Annotated in this window: 31 protein-coding genes; 8 read left to right on the plus strand and 23 right to left on the minus strand. The window is 71.3% G+C overall.

The features are described from left to right. Positions 1-7: 7 nt before the first annotated feature. Both ACZ63J_RS12840 and menD read right to left on the minus strand, forming a co-directional pair. Entirely contained in the window at positions 8-1,525 is a 1,518-nt protein-coding gene (locus ACZ63J_RS12840; RefSeq protein WP_465403497.1) for a M1 family metallopeptidase, read from the minus strand. A 125-nt stretch (positions 1,526-1,650) separates the two neighbouring features. Further along, positions 1,651-3,327 (minus strand): 2-succinyl-5-enolpyruvyl-6-hydroxy-3-cyclohexene-1-carboxylic-acid synthase, encoded by a 1,677-nt coding sequence (gene menD / locus ACZ63J_RS12845; RefSeq protein WP_465403495.1) that lies wholly within the window; start codon positions 3,325-3,327, stop codon positions 1,651-1,653. A 51-nt stretch (positions 3,328-3,378) separates the two neighbouring features. On the opposite strand from menD, the gene ACZ63J_RS12850 reads away from it, so the two are divergent. The 4 genes from ACZ63J_RS12850 to ACZ63J_RS12865 all read left to right on the plus strand — a co-directional run bounded on the left by ACZ63J_RS12850 (position 3,379) and on the right by ACZ63J_RS12865 (position 6,667). Further along, complete coding sequence (locus ACZ63J_RS12850; protein ID WP_465308421.1) at positions 3,379-4,302, plus strand: 1,4-dihydroxy-2-naphthoyl-CoA synthase; 924 nt, start codon at positions 3,379-3,381, stop codon at positions 4,300-4,302. A gap of 1 nt (position 4,303) precedes the next feature. Next, a complete protein-coding gene (gene menE, locus ACZ63J_RS12855) occupies positions 4,304-5,437 on the plus strand; it encodes an o-succinylbenzoate--CoA ligase (protein ID WP_465403694.1) in 1,134 nt (377 codons plus the stop codon). A 51-nt stretch (positions 5,438-5,488) separates the two neighbouring features. Beyond that, the gene (locus ACZ63J_RS12860; protein WP_465308419.1) at positions 5,489-5,635 is read left to right on the plus strand and encodes a hypothetical protein; all 147 of its coding nucleotides are present in this window, start codon (positions 5,489-5,491) and stop codon (positions 5,633-5,635) included. A gap of 159 nt (positions 5,636-5,794) precedes the next feature. Beyond that, positions 5,795-6,667 carry a 1,4-dihydroxy-2-naphthoate polyprenyltransferase gene (locus tag ACZ63J_RS12865; protein WP_465403692.1) on the plus strand — a complete coding sequence of 291 codons (873 nt, stop codon included), beginning with the start codon at positions 5,795-5,797 and terminating at the stop codon, positions 6,665-6,667. A 4-nt stretch (positions 6,668-6,671) separates the two neighbouring features. Here the strand turns inward: ACZ63J_RS12865 and ACZ63J_RS12870 are convergent, their stop codons facing one another. The 5 genes from ACZ63J_RS12870 to ACZ63J_RS12890 form a co-directional block, all read right to left on the minus strand. Then, the gene (locus tag ACZ63J_RS12870; RefSeq protein WP_465403493.1) at positions 6,672-7,418 is read right to left on the minus strand and encodes a response regulator transcription factor; all 747 of its coding nucleotides are present in this window, start codon (positions 7,416-7,418) and stop codon (positions 6,672-6,674) included. A 123-nt stretch (positions 7,419-7,541) separates the two neighbouring features. Beyond that, the gene (locus tag ACZ63J_RS12875; protein WP_465403491.1) at positions 7,542-9,116 is read right to left on the minus strand and encodes a DUF7405 family protein; all 1,575 of its coding nucleotides are present in this window, start codon (positions 9,114-9,116) and stop codon (positions 7,542-7,544) included. 134 nt (positions 9,117-9,250) lie between these two features. Then, positions 9,251-10,327: an L-cysteine desulfhydrase Cds1 gene (gene cds1 / locus ACZ63J_RS12880; RefSeq protein ID WP_465336068.1), complete on the minus strand. Its 1,077-nt coding sequence runs from the start codon at positions 10,325-10,327 to the stop codon at positions 9,251-9,253. Continuing rightward, complete coding sequence (locus tag ACZ63J_RS12885; protein ID WP_465308415.1) at positions 10,324-10,599, minus strand: DUF4229 domain-containing protein; 276 nt, start codon at positions 10,597-10,599, stop codon at positions 10,324-10,326. Before ACZ63J_RS12885 ends, cds1 begins: the two co-directional genes overlap by 4 nt. A gap of 11 nt (positions 10,600-10,610) precedes the next feature. Beyond that, entirely contained in the window at positions 10,611-11,084 is a 474-nt protein-coding gene (locus tag ACZ63J_RS12890) for an Lrp/AsnC family transcriptional regulator (RefSeq protein WP_465403489.1), read from the minus strand. Positions 11,085-11,365: 281 nt separating this feature from the next. On the opposite strand from ACZ63J_RS12890, the gene ACZ63J_RS12895 reads away from it, so the two are divergent. After that, positions 11,366-11,578, plus strand: coding sequence for a BldC family transcriptional regulator (locus ACZ63J_RS12895; protein WP_072474890.1), 213 nt, complete (start codon positions 11,366-11,368; stop codon positions 11,576-11,578). Between the two features lie 146 nt (positions 11,579-11,724). Next, a complete protein-coding gene (locus ACZ63J_RS12900) occupies positions 11,725-11,910 on the plus strand; it encodes a hypothetical protein (RefSeq protein WP_465308411.1) in 186 nt (61 codons plus the stop codon). 202 nt (positions 11,911-12,112) lie between these two features. Here ACZ63J_RS12900 and ACZ63J_RS12905 read toward each other — a convergent pair whose 3' ends face one another. From ACZ63J_RS12905 to hemL, 8 genes are all read right to left on the minus strand, one after another. Then, positions 12,113-13,423: a MinD/ParA family ATP-binding protein gene (locus ACZ63J_RS12905; protein WP_465403487.1), complete on the minus strand. Its 1,311-nt coding sequence runs from the start codon at positions 13,421-13,423 to the stop codon at positions 12,113-12,115. Between the two features lie 76 nt (positions 13,424-13,499). Beyond that, entirely contained in the window at positions 13,500-14,468 is a 969-nt protein-coding gene (gene ccsB, locus ACZ63J_RS12910) for a c-type cytochrome biogenesis protein CcsB (protein WP_465403485.1), read from the minus strand. A 3-nt stretch (positions 14,469-14,471) separates the two neighbouring features. Next, positions 14,472-16,067 (minus strand): cytochrome c biogenesis protein ResB, encoded by a 1,596-nt coding sequence (resB, locus tag ACZ63J_RS12915; RefSeq protein ID WP_465403483.1) that lies wholly within the window; start codon positions 16,065-16,067, stop codon positions 14,472-14,474. After that, positions 16,064-16,837 (minus strand): cytochrome c biogenesis CcdA family protein, encoded by a 774-nt coding sequence (locus ACZ63J_RS12920; protein WP_465336073.1) that lies wholly within the window; start codon positions 16,835-16,837, stop codon positions 16,064-16,066. The genes resB and ACZ63J_RS12920 overlap by 4 nt, the downstream gene beginning before the upstream one ends. A gap of 122 nt (positions 16,838-16,959) precedes the next feature. Further along, positions 16,960-17,364: a hypothetical protein gene (locus ACZ63J_RS12925; RefSeq protein WP_465403481.1), complete on the minus strand. Its 405-nt coding sequence runs from the start codon at positions 17,362-17,364 to the stop codon at positions 16,960-16,962. Between the two features lie 57 nt (positions 17,365-17,421). Beyond that, positions 17,422-17,985, minus strand: a complete 564-nt coding sequence (locus ACZ63J_RS12930; protein WP_465403479.1) for a TlpA family protein disulfide reductase — start codon at positions 17,983-17,985, stop codon at positions 17,422-17,424. Continuing rightward, positions 17,982-18,608: a histidine phosphatase family protein gene (locus ACZ63J_RS12935; protein WP_465308397.1), complete on the minus strand. Its 627-nt coding sequence runs from the start codon at positions 18,606-18,608 to the stop codon at positions 17,982-17,984. Before ACZ63J_RS12935 ends, ACZ63J_RS12930 begins: the two co-directional genes overlap by 4 nt. Then, positions 18,605-19,906, minus strand: a complete 1,302-nt coding sequence (hemL, locus tag ACZ63J_RS12940; RefSeq protein ID WP_465403477.1) for a glutamate-1-semialdehyde 2,1-aminomutase — start codon at positions 19,904-19,906, stop codon at positions 18,605-18,607. Before hemL ends, ACZ63J_RS12935 begins: the two co-directional genes overlap by 4 nt. A 62-nt stretch (positions 19,907-19,968) precedes the next feature. Here hemL and ACZ63J_RS12945 point away from each other — a divergent pair, with 62 nt between their 5' ends. Beyond that, on the plus strand, positions 19,969-20,445 hold the full coding sequence (locus ACZ63J_RS12945) for a TspO/MBR family protein (protein ID WP_465403475.1): 477 nt from the start codon (positions 19,969-19,971) through the stop codon (positions 20,443-20,445). A gap of 80 nt (positions 20,446-20,525) precedes the next feature. Here the strand turns inward: ACZ63J_RS12945 and ACZ63J_RS12950 are convergent, their stop codons facing one another. Then, complete coding sequence (locus ACZ63J_RS12950; RefSeq protein WP_465403473.1) at positions 20,526-20,723, minus strand: hypothetical protein; 198 nt, start codon at positions 20,721-20,723, stop codon at positions 20,526-20,528. A gap of 43 nt (positions 20,724-20,766) precedes the next feature. Here ACZ63J_RS12950 and ACZ63J_RS12955 point away from each other — a divergent pair, with 43 nt between their 5' ends. After that, on the plus strand, positions 20,767-20,904 hold the full coding sequence (locus ACZ63J_RS12955) for a hypothetical protein (RefSeq protein ID WP_465403471.1): 138 nt from the start codon (positions 20,767-20,769) through the stop codon (positions 20,902-20,904). Here the strand turns inward: ACZ63J_RS12955 and ACZ63J_RS12960 are convergent. The 7 genes from ACZ63J_RS12960 to ACZ63J_RS12990 form a co-directional block, all read right to left on the minus strand. Continuing rightward, complete coding sequence (locus ACZ63J_RS12960) at positions 20,901-21,425, minus strand: hypothetical protein (protein ID WP_465336077.1); 525 nt, start codon at positions 21,423-21,425, stop codon at positions 20,901-20,903. The two genes, ACZ63J_RS12955 and ACZ63J_RS12960, sit on opposite strands and share 4 nt — an antisense overlap. Positions 21,426-21,436: 11 nt before the next feature. Further along, positions 21,437-22,642 (minus strand): ABC transporter permease, encoded by a 1,206-nt coding sequence (locus tag ACZ63J_RS12965; protein ID WP_465308389.1) that lies wholly within the window; start codon positions 22,640-22,642, stop codon positions 21,437-21,439. Further along, positions 22,639-23,343: an ABC transporter ATP-binding protein gene (locus ACZ63J_RS12970; protein ID WP_465336078.1), complete on the minus strand. Its 705-nt coding sequence runs from the start codon at positions 23,341-23,343 to the stop codon at positions 22,639-22,641. Before ACZ63J_RS12970 ends, ACZ63J_RS12965 begins: the two co-directional genes overlap by 4 nt. Beyond that, complete coding sequence (locus ACZ63J_RS12975; RefSeq protein WP_465403469.1) at positions 23,340-24,638, minus strand: efflux RND transporter periplasmic adaptor subunit; 1,299 nt, start codon at positions 24,636-24,638, stop codon at positions 23,340-23,342. The genes ACZ63J_RS12970 and ACZ63J_RS12975 overlap by 4 nt, the downstream gene beginning before the upstream one ends. A 62-nt stretch (positions 24,639-24,700) precedes the next feature. Continuing rightward, the gene (locus tag ACZ63J_RS12980; RefSeq protein WP_465403467.1) at positions 24,701-25,027 is read right to left on the minus strand and encodes a hypothetical protein; all 327 of its coding nucleotides are present in this window, start codon (positions 25,025-25,027) and stop codon (positions 24,701-24,703) included. A gap of 13 nt (positions 25,028-25,040) precedes the next feature. After that, the gene (locus tag ACZ63J_RS12985) at positions 25,041-25,487 is read right to left on the minus strand and encodes a hypothetical protein (protein WP_465336080.1); all 447 of its coding nucleotides are present in this window, start codon (positions 25,485-25,487) and stop codon (positions 25,041-25,043) included. Next, positions 25,484-26,026, minus strand: coding sequence for a hypothetical protein (locus tag ACZ63J_RS12990; RefSeq protein WP_465308379.1), 543 nt, complete (start codon positions 26,024-26,026; stop codon positions 25,484-25,486). The genes ACZ63J_RS12985 and ACZ63J_RS12990 overlap by 4 nt, the downstream gene beginning before the upstream one ends. Between the last annotated feature and the right edge of the window lie 2 nt (positions 26,027-26,028).

The raw sequence follows: 26,028 nt of genomic DNA on the forward strand, positions 1-26,028 counted from the left end.
GTAGCGGCTACCCCGCGTGTTCGGCGGCGAGGTTCCGATGGTTCGCCTGGATCTGGTCGTACGACTTCGGCTTCACCGAAGCCGCCCGCGCGGTGAAGGCCGCCGGGGCCGTGCCGTTCGGGCCGGCCGACGGCTTGCCCGCCGTGTACAGCCACGTCTGGAACAGGTCGTACAGCGGCTTGCCCGAGACCTTCTCCGCCAGCGCGATGAACTCCTGGATCCGGCCGTGCGACCCGCCCTTCTGGACCTGCCACGCCTTCAAAATGGCAAAGAACGCCTCGTCGCCGACGGCGGTCCGCAGCGCCTGGAGCGTCAGCGCGCCCCGGTCGTACACCGCGTTGTCGAACTGGTTGTCCGCGCCCGGGTCGGCCGGGACGAGCTTCCACAGGTCGCCGTCGGCCGGGTTGGAGTCGTACGTGTACTGCGCGAGCTCGGCGGCCGTGCCCTCGCCCTCGTGCTCCGACCACAGCCACTCGGCGTAGGACGCGAAGCCCTCGTTCAGCCAGATGTCGCTCCAGCGGCCGAGCGAGACGTTGTCGCCGAACCACTGGTGGGCGTTCTCGTGCGCGATCAGCGTCGTGTTGGAGCCGGCCGCGAAGTTGCGCGCACCGTACGTCGGCCGGGTCTGGTTCTCCAGCGAGAAGCCGATGCCGCTGGTCACGACGCCGCCCTCGGCCTCGAACGGGTACGGCCCGAACTTCGTCGCCAGGAACGCGTCGATCTCCGGGGTGCGCTCGACGCTGGCCTTCGCCGCGTACAGCGAGTCGCCGAGGTCGGAGCCGTACGCCGTGATGAACGGCTTGCCGTCCGGCGTCGTCGACTGGTTCAGCTCGTACTTGCCGACGATGAACGACGTCAGGTACGTGGCCTGCTGCTTCGTGCTGCGCCACTGCCAGCGCGTCCAGCCGGCGCGGCTCTTCGTCTTCCGGACGAGCGTCCCGTTGGTGACGGCAACGTTGTCATCCGGCGCCTCGATGGAGACGTCGTAGGTCGCCTTGTCGGTCGGGTGGTCGTTGGCCGGGAACCACCACGCGGAGCTCTGCGGCTCGTCGACGCCGAGCGCGCCGAAGGAGCCCTTCTTCCAGCCGTTGATCCCGTCGACCGTCGCGGTGGACGGCGTGTCCGAGTAGGCGACGACGACCGTCGCGGTCTGGCCCTTGAGCAGCGGCTGCGCCGGCGTGACGACGAGCTCGCCGTTGCCGGTCTGGTTCGTGAACTGCGCGGGGCGGTTGTTCACCAGCACGCTCGACGCCTTGAGCGCGAAGTCCAGGTCGAAGCGCGAGAGGTCCTGGGTCGCGGTGAGCAGCAGCGTCGTCGTCCCGGCGAGGACGTCGGTCGCGGGCTGGTAGGTCAGGCGGATGTCGTAGTGCAGCACGTCCGTCCCGCCGTTGCCGGCGTTCGGGTAGTACGAGTCACCGACGCCGGGCGCACCGGGCGTCGGGGCCGCACTGGCGGTGCCGGCCAGCAGCACCGACGCGACGCCGGCCGCGAGCACACCGAGGCCGGTGCGAGTTCTTGCACGCATTCGAATCCCTCCAACGGGTGAGGAGCAGCGCGCTCGAACGTAGCCAGCCAGGAAGCACCCAGGAACAGCCGAAGGGAGGATCTTGCCTGCTGGGATCCCACCCGGAAAGCGGTTGACCAAACCTGTCAGACGGCGGAGACGGCCGTCGACACCGCCGCTCGCAACCGTGCGTGCAGGTCGCGGTGCCGCGAACGGTCCACTCGCACCTCGACGACCCGCAGCCCGGGCGCGGGCCGTAGCGCCGCCTGGAACTCCGTCAGCGTCTCGGCCACCACGTGCGGGACGCGGTAGCCGGCGCACAGCGCGCCCAGGTCGGCGCCGTGCGGGGTCCCGAAGACGCGCTCGAAGCTCGCCGAGTGCTCGGGCGCGCCCTGCTCCAGCAGCGAAAAGATGCCGCCGCCGTCGTCGTTGCACACCACGATCGTCAGGTCCGGGCGCTGCTCGGCGGGCCCGGTGAGCAGCCCGGACGCGTCGTGCAGGAACGTCAGGTCGCCCAGCAGCGCGTACGACGGGCCGCGGTGGACGTACGCCGCGCCGATCGCCGTCGAGACCGTGCCGTCGATGCCCGCGACACCGCGGTTGCGGTGCACGAGCACGTCGGGGCGCAGCCGGCCGGCCAGGGCGACGTCACGGGTCGGGTTGGACGAGCCCACCACCAGCAGCGAGTCGGCGGGCAGCGCGTCCACCAGCTCCGACGCCAGGCGCAACCCCGAAGGCCACGGCTCCGAGGCCAGCACCGAGGCGACCGCCGAGGACGCCGCCGCGTCGGCCCGGCGCCAGCTCGCCAGCCACTCCGGGTCGGCGGGCTTCGTCGGCTCGTCGAACCACTGCCCGACCTGCCGGACGTTGTGCGCGGGCGCCGGCCAGTCCGAGTCGGGACGCACCAGCAGCACCTCGACCGAGGCGTCCGAGAGCACCTTCTGGATCTGCCGGAACACCGTCGGCCGGCCGAGGCAGAGCACCTGCTCCGGTTTGTGCCGGGTGATGAAGTCCTCGACGCCCAGCAGCCACGCGCCGGACGAGATCGCCGTGCCGCCGGACAGCCCGAGGCCGCCGGTCTCCGAGATCACCGGCCAGCCGTGCTGCTCGGCCCACTCGCTGGCCGCCTGCACACCGGTGTCACACGCGATGACCAGGCCGTGGCGCGCCGAGGGCACCACGAACGACGGCAGCGCGCCGAAGTCCGGCAGCTCGGTCCAGCGGGAGCCGTCGGCGCGGCCGTCGAGGGATTCGTACCATTCGCCGTCGTCGTCCAGGTCGGGCACGAGCGGCTCGCGGAACGGGATGTTCAGGTGCACCGGCCCGCAGCGCCACTCGCCGTACGCGGCGTTCCAGGCCCGGCAGATCTGGCTGCGCCAGTACGAGTTCTGCCCGGCCCGCCGCTCGGCGACGGCCAGCTCGTCGAAGTAGCGGGCGGCGTCACCGTAGAGCTGGTGCTGGTCGATGACCTGCGACGCGCCGGCCGCGCGCAGCTCGGGCGGCCGGTCGGCGGTCAGCACGATCAGCGGGACGCCGGCGCGGTCGGCCTCCAGGACGGCGGGGTGGAAGTTCGCGGCCGCGGTGCCGGACGTGCAGAGCACGGCCACCGGACGGCCGGTGCGCGCGGCGATGCCGAGCGCGAGGAACGCGGCGCCCCGCTCGTCGATGCGGACGTGGAGCCGGAGCTTCCCGGCGGCCGCCGCGTCGTACAGCGCGATCGACAGCGGCGCGTTGCGGGAGCCCGGGCAGAGGACGACGTGCGAAACGGTGTTGCGGACGAGTTCGTCGACGATGACCCTGGCCTGCGCGGTGGAAGGGTTCACCGGCAGGCTCCGTCGAGATCAGATGTGTCCACAGGTCCTATTCTCCCAAACGTGGATGACGCCCGAGTTTCCGAGCTGTTCGATCCGGCCGCGTGGACCGAGGTCGAAGGTTTCGCCTTCACCGACATCACCTACCACCGTTCCGCTGAGAACCGCGGTGGCAAACGCGTGGTGCGCGTCGCGTTCGACCGTCCGGAGGTCCGCAACGCCTTCCGGCCGCACACCGTCGACGAGCTCTACCGGGCGCTGGACCACGCCCGGATGAGCTCGGACGTCGGGTGCGTCCTGCTCACCGGCAACGGCCCCTCGCCCAAGGACGGCGGGTGGGCGTTCTGCTCCGGTGGTGACCAGCGTATTCGCGGACGCTCCGGGTATCAGTACGCGAGCGGCGAGACCTCCGACACGGTGGACCCCGCGCGGGCCGGCCGGCTGCACATCCTCGAGGTCCAGCGGCTGATCCGGTTCCTGCCGAAACCGGTGATCGCGGTCGTGCCGGGCTGGGCCGCGGGCGGCGGGCACTCCCTGCACGTGGTGTGCGATCTCACGCTGGCTTCCGAGGAGCACGCGAAGTTCAAGCAGACCGACGCCGACGTCGGCTCGTTCGACGGCGGGTACGGCTCGGCCTACCTCGCGAAGATGGTCGGCCAGAAGTTCGCCCGGGAGATCTTCTTCCTCGGCCGGGAGTACTCCGCCGCGGACATGCACCGGATGGGCGCGGTCAACGCCGTCGTCCCGCACGCCGACCTGGAGAAAGAGGCGCTGGACTGGGCGTGGACGATCGTCGGCAAGTCGCCGACGGCGCAGCGCATGCTCAAGTACGCGTTCAACCTCACCGACGACGGCCTGGTCGGCCAGCAGCTCTTCGCCGGGGAAACCACCCGGTTGGCCTACATGCAGGACGAAGCCGTCGAAGGCCGGGACGCGTTCCTCCAGAAGCGTGACCCCGATTTCAAGGACACCCCCTATTACTACTGAGCTGCGCCCGGTCCACCTCGACGGTTCGCCCCAGGCGCTCGAAGCACTGAAGAAGGCCCTCGCGGACGCGCTGGGCGGCGGCCCGGCGGTCCTGCCGTTCACGGACCCGGCGCTGCGGGACGCGATGGCGCCGGGCGAGCCCGCCGAGCCGGACACCGCCGTGGTCATCGCCACCTCGGGCTCGACCGGCGCGCCCAAGGGGGTGCTGCTCTCGGCCCGCGCGCTGACCGCGTCCGCCGAGGCCACGCACACGCGGCTCGGCGGCCCCGGGCACTGGCTGCTCGCGACGCCGGCGCACTACATCGGCGGGCTGCAGGTGCTGGTCCGCTCGCTGCTGGCGAGCACCGAACCGGCGCTGCTCACCGGCCAGGGCTTCCGGCCGGACGCCTTCGCGGCCGCCGCGGCGACGCTGACCGGCGGTCCGCGGTACACCGCGCTGGTGCCGACGCAGCTCGTCCGGCTGCTCGACGACGGCGGCGCGGGCCTGGCCGCGGCGAAGACGTTCGACGCGATCGTGGTCGGCGCGGCGGCGACATCGGCGGACCTGCGCGAGCGCGCGGCCGACGCCGGGGTCCGGATCGTGCCCGCGTACGGCATGAGCGAGACGGCGAGCGGCTGCGTCTACGACGGCTTCCCGCTGGACGGCGTCCGGGTCGACCTCGACGGCGGCCGGATCCGGATCGCGGGCGACGTCCTCTCCCACGGCTACCGGCGCCGGCCGGACCTGACGGCGGAGTCGTTCGGCGACGGCTGGTTCACGACGTCGGATCGTGGTGTTCGCCACGAAGACGGCCGCCTGGAGGTCCTCGGCCGGGCCGACGACATGATCAACACCGGCGGGGTGAAGGTGTCCGCGAACGCCGTCGAACGGTGCCTCTGCGCGCAGCCGGGGGTGCGGGACGCGTGTGTCGTCGGGGTGCCGGACCCGGAGTGGGGCGAGGCCGTGGTGGCGCTCGTCGTCCCGTCCGGTGAACCTCGCGAAGCGGACGAACTGCGAGCGGCGGTGCGGGCCGAGCTCGGCGCGGCGGCCACGCCGAAACGCGTCGAATACAGCGCTGAGCTGCCCCTTCGCGGACCGGGCAAGATCGACCGGGCGGCGGTGAAGACCCGACTTGAGTCGGGTTCGCGCGGCTGAATGGTGGCACTTCGTTGACACACACGGGGTGCGCCCGCTTGGCTACTCACCATGACGCGCTGGATCAAGACTGTTCTCATCAGCACCGCCGTCACGCTGGGGGTTCTCGTCTCCGCGGGTTCGGCGCTCGCCGCCGAAGGCCCCACGGTCGACCCCAACAGCGGCTCGCTCGTCTGGCAGCTGCCGACCGACGACTGACTTCCCGGGTTCCCGGCAAAGTCGGACTCGTACGGCCGGACTGCCGTCGGCCGGCTCCCGCCGCTGCGGCGGGCCTCAGTCCTCGTCGACCGCGCGACGCCGGACCGACCTTCCCGGGTTCCCGCTCGCGGGTGATCACCATGGCGTTGAATGACGTCCATGGCGAGCATGAGCGAGTGGGTCGAGGGCGCGCGGCCGCGGACGCTGCCGAACGCGGTGGCGCCGGTCGTGGCGGGGGTCGGGGCGACGATCGCGCTGGACGCGTTCTCCTGGTGGCGTTCGGTGCTGGCGCTGCTGGTCTCCCTCTCGCTCATCGTCGGGGTCAACTACGCCAACGACTACTCCGACGGCATCCGCGGCACGGACGAGAACCGCGTCGGCCCGCTGCGGCTGGTCGGCTCCGGCGTGGCCGCGCCGAAGGCCGTCCTCCGGGCGGCGCTGGTCTCGCTCGGGCTGGCCGGGGTGCTGGGGCTCGTGCTGGTGGTCAGCAGCGGGCACTGGTGGCTGCTCGCGATGGGCGCGTTGTGCATCCTCGGCGCGTGGTTCTACACCGGCGGCAAGAAGCCCTACGGCTACTACGGCTTCGGCGAGATCGCCGTTTTTGTGTTCTTCGGCCTGGCCGGTGTCCTCGGCACGGTGTACGTCCAGGCGGGCCGGGTCAGCTGGGCCGCGCTGCTGTGCGCGGTCGCGGTCGGCTGCTTCTCGACGGCGGTCCTGACCGCCAACAACCTGCGTGACATCCCGACCGACGTCGAGGCGGGCAAGCGCACCCTGGCGACGCGCCTCGGCGACCGCGGCACCCGGAACCTCTACCTGACGCTCGTGGCGGTGCCGTTCGTGCTCAGCGTGGTCCTGCAGTTCACCACGCACTCGCTCGCGGTGCTCACCCTGCTGAGCGCACCCCTGCTGGTCCAGTCCGTCAGGGCGATCGTCCGGAACGCCACCGGCCGCGCCCTGATCCCCGCGCTGCGCGACACCGGGCTGGCGATGCTGGCGTGGGCGGTGCTGGCCGCGCTCGGCCTGAACCTCTGACGGCTCAGACCTCGATCAGCCGCAGGTCGTGGGCGGCGACGAGGGCCGCGGTGCGCGTGTGGACCCGCAGCTTGCGGAACAGCGAGCCCTGCAGGTTCTCCACCGTCCGCGCGGAGATCCCGAGCTCCGACGCCGTCTGGCGGGTCGTCTGCCCGGAGCCGATGGCCGCCAGGATCTCCCGCTCCCGCCTCGTCAGCGACAGCGGGTACGGCCCCGGCAGCTCGGCCGACGCGCCGACCAGCCCGAGCCGGACGGCGTGCGCGACCGCGTGCGCCTGGCTGTGGACGTCGAGCTTCGCGAAGATCTGCTGCTTGTGGTTTTCGACCGTGCGCGGGCTGATGCCCAGCTCCACCGCGACCTGACGCGGGGTGCGGCCGGCGCTGATCAGGCACAGCACCTGCCGCTCCCGCGTGGTCAGCGACGGTGTCCTGGCCGGCGCGCCGGCCTGCCTGACCAGCTCGAGCAGGACCCGGAGCCCGCTGCCGTACGGCACGACGGCGGCCGTCCCCGCCGCCCGGGCCCCGGGTCTTTCGTCGCACAGGCCGATCAGCAGGACCGGGGAAGGCAGCGGCCCGGAATCCTTCCCGTCCGCCTCGAACACCGCGACGTCCGGGGTGCGGCCCTCGCACACTTCGGCCAGCCGCGTGCGGGACGGCACCGTCCCCACGACGGCGACGCCGGGAACGCGCGCCAGGTTGTCCGCGAGAAGCTCACGGAACAGGCGGTTGCCGTGCTGCACAACGACTCGCACGGCAGGCTTCGTCGCCACACCCCACCTCGATCCGGTCGGCTCTCTCCCCTCGCGAATCGTCTGTTCGACAGTTTCGCACACCCGCTCACGAAAGGGTCTGGACCAAATGGCGGCACTGCGGGCTCAGGTCAGCTCGACGAGCGGGAACGCGCGGTGCCGCCGCGGCGGGATCAGGTAGTTCTGCCGTCGGGTCGCCGTGATGAAACGTTCCAGGCCGTGGTCTTCCTCTTCCAGGTCGAACTCGTCGAGCAGATCGACGGAAGCCTGGCTGCGGCGCAGATCCGCGAAAAAGTCGGCGCTCGGGAAGAATCCCGAGAACTGCAGCTTCGGCGTGTTCCGGCCGGTGCGGGTGTCCATCGTGTCGAAGCCGGGACCGTCGATGCGCAGGTGGATCGGACGTCCTTCGGCGGTCCGGCCGGTGCGGTGCAGCTGCGAGACGTGCCCGATCCTGGCGAACTGCCGGGCACTCGTGCGCGCGTAGTCGCGGCCGTTGAACTGGTTGCGCAGCACGGCGCCGCGCATGCCGAGGCTGCGCGGGCCGCCGCCGTCGAGGAACGGGTCGGCCGGATCCTCCGGTACTTGTGCCGGTGACTGGAACATGTACTGCAGCCGCTCGTCGAAGTTCTCGCGGTGGTCGACGGCCGCGTCGGGTTCGCGGCCGTCCACGTAGAACTGCTGCAGGTCGAGCAGGACGTGCGAAAGGTGTTGCACGGCACCGTTGTCGAAGTAGCCGCCGGGCTGCGCGTTCGTCAGCCGGATCCCGTGCCCGCCGACGAAGGTGACGTCGCCCGCCGGCGCGCTCGCGTCCACCTGCTGGTCGGCGAACCCCATCCACATCGGGGAGAACGGGTTGACGAAGGAGGCGAACGGGAGCCGGTTGGCGTCGGCGAGGTAGCGCGGCAGGCCCATCTGCACGAACATCGCGCGGGACGAGGTGATCGTCATGCCCGCGTCGAACCGCGGCGACGCGATCGGGCGGCCGACGAGCCGGCCGCTGCCGCCGAGCCACGCCACGACGTCGGCCACGTAGCTCCAGTCGTCGCCGCGGATGGTGAAGAGGACGTCGTTGTTCTCCAGCACCAGTGGCACGGTGAACTCGGGCCGCCGCAGCTCGAGGGCGTGCCCGCCGGGCGCGATGTCCGTGGGGCCCGCGACGGCGCGCTTGAGCACGGGCTGGTTGCCCGCGAGCGTGCGCGGCATGTTCGCGTTCACGAGTGTGGCAGGGAACCGCGCGAAGTAGGTGTCGCTGTAGGCGACGTGCGTGAAGATGCCGCCGGGTGCGTACGGGTAGTTGCCTTCGATGGTGCGCAACGCGGACTCCATCCGGCCCGCGTCCGCTTTGGACGGTGCGCGGCTCAGCCGCGCGGTGACGAACGTGGTGTGGATCGGCGGCATGCCGACCGGGACGCCGTCCATCGTCTGGGCGGGCGGCATGTACGGGCCGAGGTCGAACTGGACGTCGGGGAAGGCGACGTCGTCGGCCGCCCAGGCCATCCGCACCGGCACGCGGGCGAAACCGGAGACCAGGTCGAGCGTGCCGAGCGCGGCCATCGCCCCGGCGACGACGCCGGTGCGGCGCAGGGCGGTCCGGCGGTCGACCGGGCGGGACCGGATCGGGACGATGCTGACCCCCGCGTCACCACCGGAGCGGTGCGCGATCGGGCACTTCGACACAGGACGTTCCGGGACAGCGGACACGGCGGACCTCCGGGGTGAACGGCCGCCCCTCGTCGGCGCCCGGCCACCGTAGATCTTCGCGAGCGCCCGCCACCATGACGAGAAGAACCTAGGTATGCGAGGAAAACCCTAGGTACCCGTCCGTCCACAAGGGATCAGTCTTCGACGGCGAACTTGCCCGTCGTCAGGAACTCCTCGAACAACGCCGTGTGCGGCGCGAGGTCCAGACCTTGCTGCGCGACCCACTCGTCGTGGTAGTACGTGTGCGCGTACCGCTCGCCGCCGTCGCAGAGGAGCGTGACGACGCTGCCCGCCTGGCCGTCCTCGACCATCCGGGAGATGAGCCGGAACGCGCCGTAGAGGTTCGTGCCGGTCGAGCCGCCCGCCCAGTGGCCGGTGCGCTCCCGCAGCAGCCGGATCGCCGCCAGCGAGCCGGCGTCGGGGATCCGGAACATCTCGTCGATGACGCCGGGGACGAACGACGGCTCGCAGCGCGGGCGGCCGATGCCCTCGATACGGGAGGGCATGCCGGTGGCGTAGTCGAGCGCGCCGGTTTCCCAGGCGCCGTAGAACGACGAGTTCTCCGGGTCGACGACGCAGACCTTCGTCGTGTGCCGCTTGTAGCGGACGTACCGGCCGAAGGTCGCGCTCGTGCCGCCCGTGCCCGCGCCGACGACGATCCAGCTCGGCACCGGGTGACGCTCGGAGCGCATCTGCGCGAACACCGACTCGGCGATGTTGTTGTTGCCCCGCCAGTCCGTCGCGCGCTCGGCGTAGGTGAACTGGTCGAGGTAGTGCCCGCCGCTCTCGGCCGCGAGCCGCTCGGCCTCCGGGTACATCGCGGGGGCTTCGTCGACGTAGTGGCACTCGCCGCCGTAGAACTCGATGAGGGCGATCTTCTCCCTCGACGTCCGGCGCGGCACGACGGTGATGAAGCGCAGCCCGAGCATCCGCGCGAAGTAGGCCTCGGACACCGCGGTGGACCCGCTGGAGGCCTCGACGAGCACGGTGTCCGGCCCGATCTGGCCGTTGACCAGCCCGTACAGGAACAGCGACCGGGCCAGCCGGTGCTTCAGCGAGCCGGTCGGGTGGACGGACTCGTCCTTGAGGTAGAGGTCGATGCCCCACTCCGGGGGCAGCGGGAAGACGTGCAGGTGCGTGTCGGCGCTGCGGTTGGCGTCGGCCTCGATGATCCGGACGGCCTCGCGCACCCAGCTGCGGCTGTGCGTCATTCCGGCTGGCCCGGGGTGTCACCGCGGAGCTCGGCACGCAGCTGCGCGCGGGCCCGGGCGCGCTTCTCGTTGCGCTTCGCCAGGCCGGCCGTGACGCGGGCGTTGAGCGGGCGGAACAGCAGCAGGCCCAGCGGCAGCCCGGCGACCAGCCCGATCAGGACGGCGACCAGCAGCGGCACGCCCACCAGGAACAGCGCCCACGCGATCACCCCGACCAGCGCGAACCGCGCCAGGAGGTACAGCGTCAGGTCACGGGGCAGGTTGGTCTCCACACTGACGCAGGTTACGCCCCGCCCGTCCGGTCCTTCTGCAGGCCCGCGTTGTTCGGACGGCCCTCGAACCGCGTCGAAAGCACCACGGTCGTGTTCGTCCGCCCGACGCCGGGGATGCGCCGGAGGCGGGAGAGGGTGCGCTCGAGCTCGTCGACGGTCGGCACGCGCACCTTGACGACGAACGCCTCGTCGCCGGCCACGGCGTAGCAGCTCTCGACCTCGTCGAGCTCGCCGAGCGCCGCGGCGACGTCGTCCTCGGTCGCGGTGTCGGTCGGATGGATGCCGACCAGGGCGGTGACCCCGAGGCCGACCGAGCTCGGGTCGACGACCGCGTGGTAGCCGGTGATCACGCCCGCGGCTTCCAGCTTGCCCACCCGTTCGTGTACCGACGACGCGGACAACCCGACCGCTCGGCCGAGGTCGGCGTAAGTGGCCCGTCCGTTGACGCGCAACGCTGCGATGATCTTCCGGTCCAACTGATCCACGGGGATCACTCTATGCGGTCGGACAATCCCCCATTGGCACCACGCCTCACGGCCGATGACCGGGCGGACCGCGTCCGGGCACGTCAAGTGACCCGGGAAATTAGTTGCACACCGTAAGCAAGCTGTCCGTTTTGACCTTTAAGGGCTCTTTACTCAGGGACAACCGTTCGAGTACCTGACGGGTGAAGTGCAACGATTGCCGTGTTGGCTACCCCGGCGGAACGGGCCAGAAGGGCCCGGACGCCTCCGGTATAGCAGTGAGGTCGTTAAGGAGGCGGAAAATGACCGCGACGATGGGCGGACGACTGCTCACCCCTGGCGAGGTGGCAGCGCTGTTCCGGGTGGACCCGAAGACCGTGACCCGGTGGGCGACCGCGGGCCGGATCGGCTCGATCCGGACCCCGGGCGGACACCGGCGGTTCCGGGAGTCCGAGGTGAACGAGCTCCTCGCCGAGCTGACCACCGACGCCAGCGAACCGGCGCGCAAGGCCTGAACCAACCGGACGCCAGGGCCGTGTCGGGAACGGGGAACCACCCCGTCCCCGCGCGGCCCTTCGTGTGTGGTCACCCGGCTTGAGGCCCACCACACGGCCGAAGAGGTTAACCTCGGGGGACTGGCAGCCATACGGAAGGATCCGGCATGCTCGCTCTGCTCGCGGCGGTCGGCGCGCTGGTCGTCGCCCTGCTCCTGTGGCGGTCGTTCGCCGGTCAGCGGATCGGGGTGCCCTCGACTCCTCGCCGGGCCCCGATCGCCCCGGACGACGACCCCGACTTCCTGCGCCAGCTGGCCGAACAGCAGCGCAAACGCCGGGACGAAGACGGCTAGCCCGTCACCTCCGCTTTACCCGAGACCCGCACGCCCGGCGTGACTCCGGGCGGAACCCGCGTGATCAAAGCCGGAACCCGCGTGATCAGAGCCGTGACTCGCGTGATCAGGCCCGTAACTCGCGAGTTACGGCTCCAATCACGTCAGTTACGGCTTCCATCACGCGAGTTACGGGTCCGGTCACGTGAGATCCGGGGTGCGGTCAGCGGTAGCCCTGGGAAAGCGGGGTGGCGAAGCCGTCGGCGACCGTCGCCGCCAGGTCCAGCAGGGCCAGGCGGGTGTCGCCCGACAGGCGGTCCAGCTCGATCTCCGCGCCTTCCTCCAGGTGCGGGTCGAACGGCACCTTGCACACCGCCCGGACCTTCGCGCCGAAGTGCGCCGAGAGCTTGTCGAGGTCGACCGAACCACCCTTGGGACGGACCGAGTTGATCACGGCCACCGAGCGTTTCACCAGCTCGCCGTAACCGTGGGCCTCGAGCCAGTCCAGCGTCGCCGAGGCGCTGCGGGCGCCGTCGACCGAGCCGGACGAGACCACCACCAGCGCGTCCGCGACGTCCAGGACGCCCTTCATCGCCGAGTGCATCAGGCCGGTGCCGCAGTCGGTGAGCACGATGTTGTAGAAGTGCTCCAGCAGGTTGACCGTGCGGCGGTAGTCGTCCTCGGAGAAGGCCTCGGACACGGCCGGGTCCTGCTCGCTGGCGAGGATCTCGAGCCGGCTGGCGCCCTGGGACGTGTACGACCGGACGTCGCTGTAGCGCGTGATGCGGGCCGCGTCGCGCAGCAGGTGGCGGACCGTCGCCGTGGTCTCCAGCGGGAGCTTCTGCGACAGCGTGCCGCGGTCCGGGTTGGCGTCCACCGCCACCACGCGGTCGCCGCGCAGCGAGGCGAACGTCGCCCCCAGCGTCGTGGTCACCGTGGTCTTGCCGACGCCGCCCTTCAGCGACAGCATCGCGATCTTGTAGCACCCGCGCAGCGGCTGGTTGACGCGCGCGATCAGGTCGCGGCGCTGGGTGTCGGCCGGGCTCTCCCCCGGGTTGATCAGCTTGCCGGACCCGACGTAGACGGCCTTGCGCCAGCCGGACTGCGGCGGCCGCTTCACCTGCTTGACCAGGTGCGCGGTCGACAGGTCGTGGCCGTGGCCACCCGGCTGCTGCGGCGGCGCCGCGTGCCGGCCGCCCTGGGGCTGTGGCAGCCCGGACGGCTGCTGCTGCGGGTACTGGGCCTGTGCCTGGGGGTACTGCTGCTGCGGCTGCAGCGGCGGGAGGTTCTGGTCGTAGCCGTACTGGGGCACCTGGTGCGGCCCCGAGACGGCCGGGTTGGGCACCTGGTGCGGCCCGGACACCGCCGGGTTCGCCGGCGGCGCGACGGCCTGCGTCGGCTGCACGTCGAACGCCCCCGAGGTCTCCGGGTGCGGGTGCGAGTCCGTCCGGTCGTCGGCGAACAGGCTCGCCTCAGGCTGCTGTTCGGCCTGTTCGGGGTGGCCAGGAGCCGATTCTTCGCTGGGTCCGGTCACCGGTGTAAACCTCCGCGCACTCCGCCGACATCGCTCTCCCCTGAAGACGACGGTAGTCGGCGTACCCGCGGGTTGCTCAGCCCACCCCGGCGTAGGAGTGCAAGCCCGCGGTGACGAGGTTCACGAAGAACAGGTTGAAGATGATCGCGGCGAACCCGACGATGTTGATCGCCGCCGCCCGGGCGCCCCGCCAGCCCGCCGTCGCGCGGGAGTGCAGGTAGGCCGCGTAGACCACCCAGGCGATGAACGCGACGGTCTCCTTGGGGTCCCAGCCCCAGAACCGGCCCCAGGCCGACTCGGCCCAGACCGCGCCGCAGAGCACGCCGAAGGTGAACACCGGGAAGGCGAAGATCGTCGTCCGGTAGGCGATCCGGTCGAGGACGTCGGCCGCGGGCAGCTTCGACGCGAACCGGGCGAACTTCGTCTCGTCCTTCTCGTGGGCCGCGCGGAACAGGTAGAGCACGCTCGCGACCCCCGGCACCAGGAAGACGCCGGAGCCGATGATGGCCGCCGAGACGTGGATGACCAGCCAGTACGACTGCAGCGCGGGCTGCACCGGCGCGGCGATCGTGTACAGCAGGGTGCCGTTGATGAACATCAGGATCACGACGGGCAGCAGCAGGAAGCCGGTGAGGTGCCGGACCGGGAACTTCCACATCACGAGGATCCAGGTGACCACCGTGATGAAGGTGACCGCCATGCCGTACTCGTACATGTTGCCCCACGGCGCGCGGTGCACGGCGAGCCCGCGCAGCACGATCGCCGACAGCTGCAGCAGCGCGCCGAGCACGAGCAGCGCCGCGCCCATCCGGCCGATCCGCTCGGGCCGGCCGACCTCGCGCTGCGCGGCCTGGACCTCCTCGATCGGCGGCCCGCCGGCACCGACGAGCTCCCGCGCGCGCAGCTTGGCGCGTTCGGTGGCGAGCCGGCCCTTGGCGCCGAAGCCCTGCTCGATCAGCGTCATCATCAGCGCGACGACGTAGATCGCCGCGGCGGTGGTGTAGAGCCAGTCGCTGTACTGCGACAGGGTCTCGTTGATCGGCATGCCTCAGCCCTTCTGACCACTGATCAGGCGTTCGCTGATCCGGTGGAACTCTTCGCCGTACCCGGCCTGGTCGGTGCGGGCCAGCCCGGCGACCTCGATCACCGTACTCGGCTCGCTGTCGGTCCCCGGCTTCACCCGCACCCACAGCCGACGCCGCTTGACCAGCAAGGACGCGCCGAGACCGAGGAACATCGCGATGGCGAAACCGAGCACGAAACCCTGCGTCGGGTCGTGGGAGACCTGCAGCGAGACCCAGTGCCCGACGCCGTCGAAGCGGACCTTCGTGCCGTCGTCGAGCTTGATCTCCTGGCCGACCTTGAGATTCTCGCGGGCGATCTTCTTCAGCCGCCCGTCGTCGATCAGCGTCTGGTCGACCTCGAAGACGGACTGGCCGCGCCCGGCGTCCAGGCCGAGGTCGCCGCGCAGGATGTCGACGGCGACCGCGGGGTCCTTCAGCTCCGGCGCCGACGACGTCAGGACGTTGCCGTGCAGGAACGACGTCGGCGCGAAGAGGCCGGTGATGGCCAGCTGGCGCGTCCGGCGCTGCACCTCGTCGGTGACGCCGGGCTGGTCGAACTTCGTCGCGCCCTCGGCGAGCATCGTGGTCGGGTCGACGGTGCGCCACTGCGTGTTCTGCGTGCGCTGGGTGCCGTCCGGGAAGGTCACCGTGAACTTCGGCGAGTACCCCTGGCCGAGCAGGTAGACGCGGTCGCCGGCGGTGCGCAGCGGCGAGTTGACCTCGAGGCCGTACGGGCGCCAGGTGTTCGTGTCGAGGTCGCCGCCGGACTGGTACTCGATGTTCGAGTGGTAGTACTCCGGCTCGCCGGCGTCGGTGTAGCGCGCGGTGAAGTCGTTGATCTTCACGCAGAACGGGTCGAGGTCGGTGCCGTCGACGCGCAGGCCCGCGTTGAAGGAGTCGTAGTTGTAGATGCCGGAGTTGCAGAAGGTGCTGCCGTCGGCCTGGACGATGACCTGGCCCTCGTAGCCGAACATCTTGCCCAGCGCGAAGAACACGATCAGGCCCAGCATGCTGAAGTGGAAGATCAGGTTGCCGGTCTCGCGCAGGAACCCGCGCTCGGCGGAGATCGTGCGGACGCCGTCGGCCTCTTCGCGCTCGACGCGCCGCCAGCCGGACAGCTGCTTGTGGACGGCGGCGACCTCGGCGGAGACGTCGGCCTTGCCGCGGCCGAGCCGGTAGTGCGGCATCCGCGCCAGGTTGCGCGGGGTCAGCACCGGCTTGGCGCGCATCGCCTTGACGTACTCGAAGCTGCGCGGGGTGAGGCAGCCGACCAGCGAGATCATCAGCAGCAGGTAGATGGCCGAGAACCAGATGCTGGAGTAGACGTCGTAGAACTCGAGCTTGTCGAGCAGGGTGCCCCACCAGCCGTGGGCGCCGATGTACTCGTCGACCTTGGGGGCGTTGAGCTTCCGCTGCGGCAGGAGCGCGCCGGGCAGGGCGGCCAGCGCGAGCAGGAACAGCAGGACGAGCGCGGTGCGCATCGACGTCAGGCCGCGCCAGGTGTTGCGGATGAACGCGAAGGTGCGCTTGGCGGGCGTCGGGCCCTTCGGCGCTGTCGGCGGGGCCTCGGTGGTGGTCACAGCGGCAGCTCCAGAGTGCCCGTGAGCTCGTTGCGGAGGAAGCCCATCAGATCTCCCCAGACGCCGGTGACCAGCAGGATCCCGACGACCATCAGCAGCGCGCCACCGAAGATCTGCACCTGGCGGCCGTGCCGGCGCACCCAGTCGGTGGCCCGGACGGCCCAGCGGGCGCCGAGCGCGATGAGCAGGAACGGCACCCCGAGGCCGAGGCAGTAGACGGCGATCAGCAGGTAGCCGCGGGCCGCGGCGCCACCGGTCGCGCTGGCCAGCGACATGACGGCCGACAGCGTCGGGCCGATGCAGGGGGTCCAGCCGAGGCCGAAGACGGCGCCGAGCAGCGGGGCGCCCCAGACGCCGCCGCCAGGGACGCGGTGCGAACGGAACTCGCGTTGCATGCCCGGGATCCAGCCGAGGAACACCAGCGCCATCGCGATGGTGAGGACGCCGCCGAGGCGTTGCAGCAGGTCCTGGTTGAGGACGAGCGTGTCGGCCAGCCAGACCAGGGTGCCCAGGGTGGCGACGAACACGACGGTGAACCCGAGCACGAACAGCAGCGCGGCGCCGAGAACGGACCACCGGCCCTTCTTGCGCTCTTCGTCGGCGCTGACCGCGGGGGCGTCCGCGCCGACGAGCGCGGCGAGGTACGCGAGGTACCCCGGCACGAGCGGCACCACGCACGGCGAGGCGAAGGAGATGGTTCCGGCCAGCAGCGCGACGCCCGCGGCGAGCAGCAGCGGTCCGGAGATCGCCAGCTCGGTAACGGAGTTCACCCCGTTGAGGGTAGGCAGTGAGGTCCCGGTGAGAACTCCGGGGCCGGTTCACAGGACCTCGGTCACAGCAGATCAGGACCTTCGTCCCGCCCGTCCGGACCGGACGAGCGGGACGACCGGGGTCAGAGGGGGAAACCCCCGCCTTCCGCGAACTTGACGCTCACGTTGGGGCCGTAGTTGTTGTACTCCCCCGTGTTGAGCTCGGACTGGCCGTTGCTGGTGACGGTCTCGTAGTTGGTGTACGGGTAGCAGCAGCTGCCGATGAACAGCTGGTCGCCGCCCCGCGCGCCGGACAGGTTGCCGTGCACCAGGCCGTTGCCGGTGTTCTGCCACAGCCGGAGCGTGCGGCCCCCTTCGCTCCGCTGCTTGAGCAGCGTGAACCCCTGGACGGTGACCGGCGCGGACGCCGTCGTGGCCTCGGCCGCGGCCGGCAGCACCACGGTCGTGGTCGCGGCGACGGCGATCAGCGCGGCGGCCGCGAACTTCTTCAGCATGGACTTCTCCCCATTGGTCGTGCGAACGATCATGGGGAACCTAGCCGAACAACCGCGCAAGCCGGTTAAAACCCGGCAAAAGCCCCTCGATCAGGCTTCCTGCTCCAGGCGCCGGGCCACCGGCAGCAGGTCCTGGGCCAGCACCTGCCGCAGGAAGACCGCCGCCACGCGGTGCTGTTTGTCCAGCACGATCGTCGACGGGATGATGTTGCGCGGGTAGCCGCTCAGCTTGAGCAGCACCCGGCCGTCCGGGTCGTAGATCGACGGGTACGTCAGCTTCCGATCGCGGACGAAGTCCTGGGCCACCTCGCGCGCCGGGTCGCGGACGTCGATGCCGACCACCTGGACACCCTGCTTGACCAGGCTCTCCATCTCCGGCACCTCGGTGCGGCACGGCCCGCACCACTGGCCCCAGAGGTTGAGCACGAGCACCTTGCCCGGGTAGTCGGCCAGCGAGAGCTGCTTGCCCTCGTTCATCAGGTCGTCGCCGGAGAGCACCGGCGCGGTCTGGCGCCGGTCGACGTCGTAGGTGATGTCGACCTGGCCGCCCGGGGAGACGAAGCTGAAGCTGCTCCCCTGCACCACCGCGTCCTTGCCGGCGCTGCACCCGGCCACCAGGCCCAGCACGGCCAGCGAGACGAGCAGGCGCTTCATGCCCCGGTCACCTTCGGGTCGGTCGTGCCCGCCGGCTCGCTGTAGACGATCTCGCGCAGCTCGTCGCCGTCGAAGACCAGCGACGTCAGCGACGCCAGTGAGCACTGGCGGCGACGCGGGTCGTGCCACAGCTTCTTGCCCTCGAGGAACCGCCGCAGCGTCCAGATCGGCAGCTGGTGCGACACGCACAGCGCTTCGTGCCCCGACGCCGCTTCGCGCGCCCGGTGGACCGCGCCGAGCATCCGGTGCGCGATCTCCAGGTACGGCTCGCCCCACGACGGCTTGAACGGGTTCACCAGCTTCGGCCAGTGGCGAGGCTCCCGCAGCGCGCCGTCGCCGACCGCGACGTGCAGGCCCTCGAACTGGTTGCCGGCCTCGATCAGGTCCGGGTCGGTCGTGATGTCCAGCCGGTGCGCGGCCGCGATCGGCGCCGCCGTCTCCTGCGCGCGCTGCAGCGGCGACGCGACGACGTGCACCAGGTCGTGGCCCGCGACGGCCTCGGCGACCGTGAGGGCCTGACGCTGGCCGCGCTCGGAGAGCCGGTAGCCCGGCAGGCGGCCGTAGAGGATCTTCTCGGGGTTGTGGACTTCGCCGTGACGCAGCATGTGGACGACGGTGGTCACTTGACCGCCTCCGCCGCCGCGCGCGCCGCCGCGGGCAGAGCCGCTTCGATCACTTCGAACGCTTCGTCGTCCATCGCCGCGTTGACGAACCAGGCCTCGTACGCGCTCGGGGGCGCATACACGCCTCCGTCGAGCAGCGCGTGGAAGAACGGCGGGAAGCGCCACGTCTCGGACGCCTGCGCGCCGGCGTAGTCACGTACCTCGTTCTCGCCGAAGAACACGCTCACCAAGTTGCCCGCGTACTGCACGTTGTGCGCGACGCCGGCTTCGGTCAGCGCGATGTGGAAGAGGTTGCCGAGCCGCTTCGCGTTGGCGTCGAGCGCCGCGTACACGGCGTGGTCGGCCGCGCGCAGCGTCGCGAGACCCGCGGCGACCGCGACGGGGTTCCCGGACAGCGTCCCGGCCTGGTAGACCGGCCCGCCCGGGGCGAGCTTGGCCATCACGTCGGCGCGGCCGCCGAAGGCCGCCGCCGGCAGCCCGCCGGACATCACCTTGCCGAACGTGTAGAGGTCGCCGGCCACCCCTTCGAGGCCGAACCAGCCCGCGCTCGAGACGCGGAACCCGGTCATCACCTCGTCCATGACCAGCAGCGCGCCGTGCTCGTGGGCGAGGTCACGCAGGCCCTCGTTGAAGCCGGGCGCCGGGGCGACCGCGCCCATGTTCCCGGCCGCGGCCTCGGTGATCACCGCGGCGATCTCGCCCGGGTTGTCCACAAAGGACTTCCGGACGGCGTCGAGGTCGTTGTAGGGCAGCACGATCGTGTCCGCGGCCTGGGCGCCGGTGACACCCGGCGACGTCGGCAGCCCGAGCGTCGCGACGCCGGAGCCGGCCTGGGCGAGCAGCGCGTCGACGTGACCGTGGTAACACCCGGCGAACTTCACGATCTTCGCCCGGCCGGTGAACCCGCGGGCCAGCCGGATCGCGCTCATCGTGGCCTCGGTGCCCGAGTTGACCAGCCGCACCTGCTCGACCGGCTCGACCCGCCCGATGATCTCCTCGGCCAGCTCCACCTCGCCGATCGTCGGGGTGCCGAACGACAGCCCGGACGTCGCCGCCGCGCGCGCCGCCTCGACGACGTGCGGGTGCGCGTGGCCCAGGATCATCGGCCCCCAGGACGAGACCAGGTCGACGTAGCGGTTCCCGTCGGCGTCCCACAGGTGCGGGCCCTCGCCGCGGACCATGAACCGCGGGGTGCCGCCGACCGAGTTGAACGCCCGGACCGGCGAGTTCACCCCGCCCGGGACGGCCGCCTTCGCGCGTTCGAACCATGCCTTGGACTGCTCGGTTCCAGTGCTCACGAGGTCCAGTCTCGCAAACCCGCCTAGGATGGCCGGACGCCGCCCGGGGAGGGGAACAGCCGGTGACCGAACGTGTGTCCCAGCGCAACCCGTGGCTCGTGCTGGCCGGCTTCGTCGGCGTGGTCGCCGTGGTGGCCGTGGTCGGCGCGCTGGCCGCGACCTCGGCGAAGGACGTCTACGCGCGCCTCGAGCTGCCGCCGTGGGCGCCGCCCGCGTCGCTGTTCGGTCCGGTGTGGACGGTGCTGTACCTGATGATCGCGCTGGCCGGCTGGCTGTACTGGCGCACGGACGGCGAGACGCAGGGGTTCGCCGTGTACGGCACCGGCCTGCTGTTCAACCTCCTGTGGACGCCGCTGTTCTTCGAAGGCGGCGCCGCGCGGCTGGCCCTGGTGGACATCGTCCTGCTGGACGTCGTCGTGGTCGTCACGATCGTCCTGTTCGCCCGCCGGGCGAAGCTCGCCGCCGCGCTGCTCGTGCCCTACCTCGCCTGGATCCTCTACGCGACGGCGCTCAACGCGGCGATCGTGGCACTCGGTTAGGACGGTGCCGATGCCGAAGCCGCGTCCGGGCTGCCTGGTCGTCGCGGGGCTGCTGACCGTCGCCGTGGTCGTGCTGCTCGTCAACGGGCTCGGCGGCGCCCTTCGCCGGCCGGGGCCCGCACGCGACCGTGCTCGTCGACGTCACGCCGGGCACCGGTCAGCAGGCGGACCGGACCACCGATCTGCCCGCGGCGTGGCAGCCGGCCGAGAACGGCGACGGCCGCCGGGGCACCCAGCTCGTGGTGCCAGTACCGGCAGGAGCTCGCGAGCCCGGCCACCCACCAGGTCTGCAGCTACGTCGGTGTCGGGGGCACCTTCGGCGTGCCGATCGTCGAGGCGCGCTACACCTACCTCGTCTTCACCGACGGCACCTCGGCCCACGTCAGCGCCATCCCGCAGAGCCCGTTCCCGACCGGCGTCGCCGACCATGTCCGGGCGCTCGTCGAAGGCGCCCGTTAGCGCGCGGCCTGCTGGGTGATGGCCTGCGCGGCCACCGTGCCGTCGTCACCCGCCTGGCCCTGGACGACCACCGTCGACCCCGGCTTGAGATCGGCCAGCTTGCCCGCCTGGGTCACGCCGACCGTCGTGGAGTCCGATGTGGACACCTTGACGTCGGTGCCCTGCGCGGTCTTCACGTACACCGTGGTCCCGTCGACGCGGTCGACCGTGCCGGTGGTGCCGCGGCCGCCCGCCCCGCGGAACCCGCCGCCCTGCTGGCCGGTGCCGCCGGTCTGGCCGGTGCCGCCCTGAGCACCACCGGTGGGGCGAGTCGGCGTGGCGGAAGACGACGAGCCGAAGGCCGCGTGCGTCCAGGCGCCGCCGCCGAACGCGATCGCGAGCACGACGAGCCCGGCCAGCACGAGCGTGGTGCGGGAAAACGGCTTCGCGGCCCGGCGCATCTCGGCGTTGAGGTCACCGTCGACCGCCGGGCGGGCGACGATGTCCTCCGCGGTCGGCGGGTTCGTGGTGGACGAAGACATGCGAAAGCTCCTTATTCGTGACGCAGGGCGTCGATGGGCCGCAGCTTGGCGGCCCGGTTCGCCGGGAAGCTGCCGAAGAACAGCCCGATCAGGGCGGAGACCGCGAAGGCGAGCAGGATCGACGAGGGCACCACGACCGGCTGGATCCCGGAAATGGTGAACCGGCTGCCGACCAGCCCGATCGCGACGCCGAGCAGCCCGCCGAACAGGCTGAGCATGGTCGCTTCGGCGAGGAACTGGCCGAGGATGGCCGCGCGCGGGGCGCCGATGGCCTTGCGGATGCCGATTTCGCGGATCCGCTCGGTCACCGTGACGAGCATGATGTTCGTGACGCCGATCCCGCCGACCAGCAGTGAGATCGCCGCGACCGCCGCCAGCAGCACCGTGAACGTCTCGGTCGCCGACGTCCGGGTCGCCAGCAGCTGCTCGGAGTTCTGGATCTGGTAGTCGGCGGTGCCGCCGAGCCGGATGCCGTGGCGCGCGTTGAGGATCGCGGTGATCTCGGACTGGGCCAGCGAGACGGAGTCCGCGCTCGTGGCCTGCACGGCGATCTGGCTGAGGCTGCCGTACCCGGCCAGGGAGTTCTGCACGGCCGAGATCGGCGCGATCGCGACGTCGTCGGCGTTCTGCAGCCCGGTGCTGCCCTTGGCCTGCAGCACCCCGACCACGGTGAACTGGATGCTGTTGAGCAGCACGTTCTTGCCGACCGCGCCGGTGGTGCTCCCGAAGATCGACTCCGCGGTCGTCGGGCCGAGGACGACGACCTTCCGCGCGGCCGTCACGTCTTCGCTGCTGAACAGCTGGCCCTGCGCAAGCTCGCGGTTGGTGGTCGTGAAGTACGCCGGCTCGGTGCCCGCGACCGTCGAGATGTCGTACGACGTCTGCCCGTAGGTCGCGGTCGCCGTCGTGTTCACCACCGGTGAGGCGGCTTTGACGTCGGGCGCGCCGACCGGGTCGACCAGCGCGTGCGCGTCCTGCACGGTCAGCGGCCGCGCCGACGCGCCCTGCCCGCCGCCGCGCGCCGGGGAGACGTTGACGACGTTGGTGCCGAGGCCCTGGATGCTGGCCGCGATGGCCGCCGACGCGCCGTTGCCGACCGCGACGAGCAGGATCACCGCCGCGACGCCGATGGTGATGCCGAGCGTGGTGAGCGACGAGCGCAGCTTGTTCGCGGTGAGCCCGCGCACGGCGAAGCGCAGGACTTCGAAGAAGTTCACGAGACCGCTCCGACCGCGCGCGTCACTTCGTCCGACACGATCAGGCCGTCGTCGACCCGGACCACGCGGTGCGCGTGCGCGGCGACTTCGTCCTCGTGGGTGATGACGACGATGGTGCGGCCGAGCCGGTTGAGCCGGTCGAAGACCCCGAGGACGTCTTCGGTGCTGCGGCGGTCGAGGTTGCCGGTCGGCTCGTCGGCGAGCAGCATCGCCGGGCCGGTGACCAGCGCCCGCGCCACCGCGACGCGCTGGATCTGGCCGCCGGACAGCTCGCTGGGCAGGTGCTTGGCCCGGTCGGACAGCCCGACCATCTCGAGCGCGGCGAGCGCGCGGCGCCGCCGTTCCGCCCGCCGGAGTCCACTGTAGACGAGGGGAAGCTCCACATTGGACAGCGCCGAGGTGCGCGGCACGAGGTTGAAAGACTGGAAGATGAACCCGATCTTCCGGTTGCGCAGCAGGGCCAGCTGCCGTTCGTTGAGCTTGCCGACCCCGAAGCCGTCCAAGAGGTACTGGCCGGACGTCGGGACGTCGAGGCAGCCCAGCATGTTCAGCAGCGTCGACTTGCCCGAGCCGGACGCGCCCATGATCGCGACGTACTCGCCGGGCCAGACCGTGAGGTCGACCCCGCGCAGCGCGTGCACCGCCGTCTCGCCGGCGCCGTAGGTCTTGCGCAGCTCGGAAACCGCGATGACCGGGTTCATCCGCGGCCGCCGAACCCGCCGCCGGCGCCCGTGCCGGTGCCGCGCTGGCCGCCGCCGGGGAACCCGCCGGTCCCGCCACCGGGGAACCCGCCGGTGCCGCCGGTCCCGGTGCCGGTCCGGCCGGTGCCCGTGCCGCCGGTCGCGGCCGTCGCGGTCAGCACGACGTTCTCGCCCTCGGTGAGCCCGGAGGTGATCTGGACCGTCGACTCGCCGCGGATGCCGATCTGCACCTGTCGCGTGACGTTCTGGCCGTTCTCCTGCACGGTGACGATGTTGGTGTTGCCGGCGGTGGTCACGGCCGCGGCCGGCACGCTCAGCGCGTTCTCGGCCGACGCGACGGTGATCACGACGCTCGCGGACTGGCCGGGCCGCAGCCCGTCCGGCGGGTCGGTCAGCGCCAGCTGCGCGCCGTAGGACACCACGCTGCCGCTGGTCGTCGGGGTCAGGTTGATGCTCGAGACGGTCGCCTGGACCGGCTTGTCCGGCAGCGCGTTGAGCGTCACCGTGGCCTTCTGGCCCGTCTTGACCTTGCTGACGTCGATCTCGGCGACCGAGGTGTCCACGACCAGGCCGGTCATGTTCGTGATGGTGATGAACCCGCTGCTGCTGGTGCTCGACGACGAAGCGGCGCTGGAGTTCGAGGAGCCCTGCCCGCTGCCCTGGCCGCTCCCGCTCGACGACGTCGAAGACTGAGAGCTGCTCGACGAGCCGCTGGAGGACTGCTGCCCCACCGTGCCGTTGACCGCGGTGACCGTGCCGGCGCCGGGGGCGTAGAGCGTGGTGTTGTCCAGTGCTTCCTGCGCGGTCTGGACGTCCAGCTGCGCCTGGTCCAGCTTCGCCTGCGCCGAGGTGACGCTGTTCGCCGCGGTCTGCGCGCTGTTCTGGCTGTTCTGCCCGGTCGCCGGGGTGTCTTCGGCGTCCTCGGCGCTGTTGAGGCTGTCCTGCGCGACGGCGAGGTTCGCCTTCGCGACCTGAAGCTGCTTCGCCGCCTGTGTGCTGTCGACCGTCGCGAGCTTCTGCCCGGCGCTGACGACGTCACCGACCTTCACGGCGATCGAGGTGACCTTGCCGGCCGTCGCGAAGTTCGCCGCGCCGGTGTAGCTGCTGGCGAGGGTCCCGGCGGCGGAGATGGTCTCCGTGACCGTCGCGCGCCGCACCGGGGTGCTGCGCGTCTGGGCCTGCGCCGTGCTCGGTTCGGGGCTGAACGCCTGGTATATCCCGAATCCCGCTCCGGCCAGCAGCACGACCAGAGCACCGTTGATCACCCATGCCTTCGAGGCACGCACGCGCGTCATGCGGCAACTCTGGGACCGCCGCTTAGTGATTGGCTGTTCGTTCCCTGTGCGGAGGCTGTGTATCAGGGGTGTCGCGTACGGACCGCGAGCAGCACCTGACGCACCGCGTCGACCAGCAGGATCGCGGCCAGGGTGCCGAGCCCGACGGCCGCGGCGAGCAGCCCGCCGAAGTACCGGTGCGACTCGAGCACCGCGCCGTCGTCGGTACGGGTGACGACGGTGGCGACGCCGCTGTGCCAGCACGCGTAGGCGGCCCAGCCGGCCAGCACGGCCAGCACGACCTCCACGACGGCGACCAGCGTCCGCCACGGCTTGTGCAGCCGCGCGCGGGGGCCGGGTTCTTCCGGCGGCCAGAGCTCGGCGCCGGTGGGCTGCGGAAGGTCGATCACAGCGGGGATTTTCTCATGCTTCGCGCGGCGTCGCCCGGACGAGCCGGTCAAGCGCGTCCTGGAGGGCCTCGACGTCCTTCGCCCACGCCAGCACGACCGTGCCGTCGGTGAGCTTGACCGGCAGCGAGTCGTACTTGCGCGGCACCGCCCAGCCCCCGCCGAGCACCCGCGCGCCGACCGGCGCCCCGACGTCGGTGACCTCGGCGAGCTGCTCGGCCGGCACCTTCTCGCGGCCCTGCCGCAGCTGCCGCGTGGTGACCTCCAGCGACAGGAACCGGCGCCGCGCGTACACCCACGGCACGGTGATGGCGCACAGCCCGGCGGCGACCAGCACCCAGCCCACGACGTGCACGGGCCCGCCGGTGGCGAGCTCGGCCAGTGCGCCGACGAGGGCGAACACCGGGCCCCAGACGATCGCGGCCCAGCTCACGCCGGATTCGGCGTAGAGCCGGTCGCTCACGGCTTCTTGCCGGCCTTCGGGAAGTAGGGGGCCACCGACGGCAGGTACATCAGGATCAGCGCGATCACGAACAGCAGGGTGGCCATGACCGACGGCAGGTTGCTGAAGAGGGCGAACTGGAACAGCACGCAGGCGACCCCGAGCCAGGTGAGCACGGTGCGGGCCGAGCGGGTGCCTTCACGGGCCTTGTAGGCGAAGAGCCCGACCAGCAGGGCGAACACGACCGCCCCGACGAAGAGCAGCCAGACGAAGGTGTTCGTGCCGCTCGCCACCGAGTTCGGGTCGATCTGCCGCCCGGCCTCGCGGTTCTGCTTGATCAGCTCGTCGATCAGCTGCTGCTTGAGGGCCAGCGTGAGCACCTGCCCGCCGATCAGCACCACCCCGCCGAGCAGCCAGATCCAGAACGACGCCTGCACGGGCCCGGGCGGCCGGACCGCCGGCGCGGCCTGACCGGGCATCAGCGGGTCCGGCGAAAGGCCCCGCTTGCGCCGTTCGTCGTCGGTGAGACCGTTGAGGTCTTCGGTGTTCTTGTCCGCCACGC

This window comes from Amycolatopsis sp. NPDC104863, assembly GCF_055582965.1.

What these genes read in the sequence shown, in the direction of transcription:
- ACZ63J_RS12840 (WP_465403497.1), bottom strand. Translation starts at nt 1,525, where the DNA reads ATGCGTGCAAGAACTCGCACCGGCCTCGGTGTGCTCGCGGCCGGCGTC.
- ACZ63J_RS12860 (WP_465308419.1), top strand. Translation starts at nt 5,489, where the DNA reads ATGACGCGCTGGATCAAGACTGTTCTCATCAGCACCGCCGTCACGCTG.
- ACZ63J_RS12865 (WP_465403692.1), top strand. Translation starts at nt 5,795, where the DNA reads ATGGCGAGCATGAGCGAGTGGGTCGAGGGCGCGCGGCCGCGGACGCTG.
- cds1 (WP_465336068.1), bottom strand. Translation starts at nt 10,327, where the DNA reads ATGACGCACAGCCGCAGCTGGGTGCGCGAGGCCGTCCGGATCATCGAG.
- ACZ63J_RS12895 (WP_072474890.1), top strand. Translation starts at nt 11,366, where the DNA reads ATGACCGCGACGATGGGCGGACGACTGCTCACCCCTGGCGAGGTGGCA.
- ACZ63J_RS12900 (WP_465308411.1), top strand. Translation starts at nt 11,725, where the DNA reads ATGCTCGCTCTGCTCGCGGCGGTCGGCGCGCTGGTCGTCGCCCTGCTC.
- ccsB (WP_465403485.1), bottom strand. Translation starts at nt 14,468, where the DNA reads ATGCCGATCAACGAGACCCTGTCGCAGTACAGCGACTGGCTCTACACC.
- ACZ63J_RS12925 (WP_465403481.1), bottom strand. Translation starts at nt 17,364, where the DNA reads ATGATCGTTCGCACGACCAATGGGGAGAAGTCCATGCTGAAGAAGTTC.
- ACZ63J_RS12930 (WP_465403479.1), bottom strand. Translation starts at nt 17,985, where the DNA reads ATGAAGCGCCTGCTCGTCTCGCTGGCCGTGCTGGGCCTGGTGGCCGGG.
- ACZ63J_RS12960 (WP_465336077.1), bottom strand. Translation starts at nt 21,425, where the DNA reads ATGTCTTCGTCCACCACGAACCCGCCGACCGCGGAGGACATCGTCGCC.
- ACZ63J_RS12970 (WP_465336078.1), bottom strand. Translation starts at nt 23,343, where the DNA reads ATGAACCCGGTCATCGCGGTTTCCGAGCTGCGCAAGACCTACGGCGCC.
- ACZ63J_RS12975 (WP_465403469.1), bottom strand. Translation starts at nt 24,638, where the DNA reads ATGACGCGCGTGCGTGCCTCGAAGGCATGGGTGATCAACGGTGCTCTG.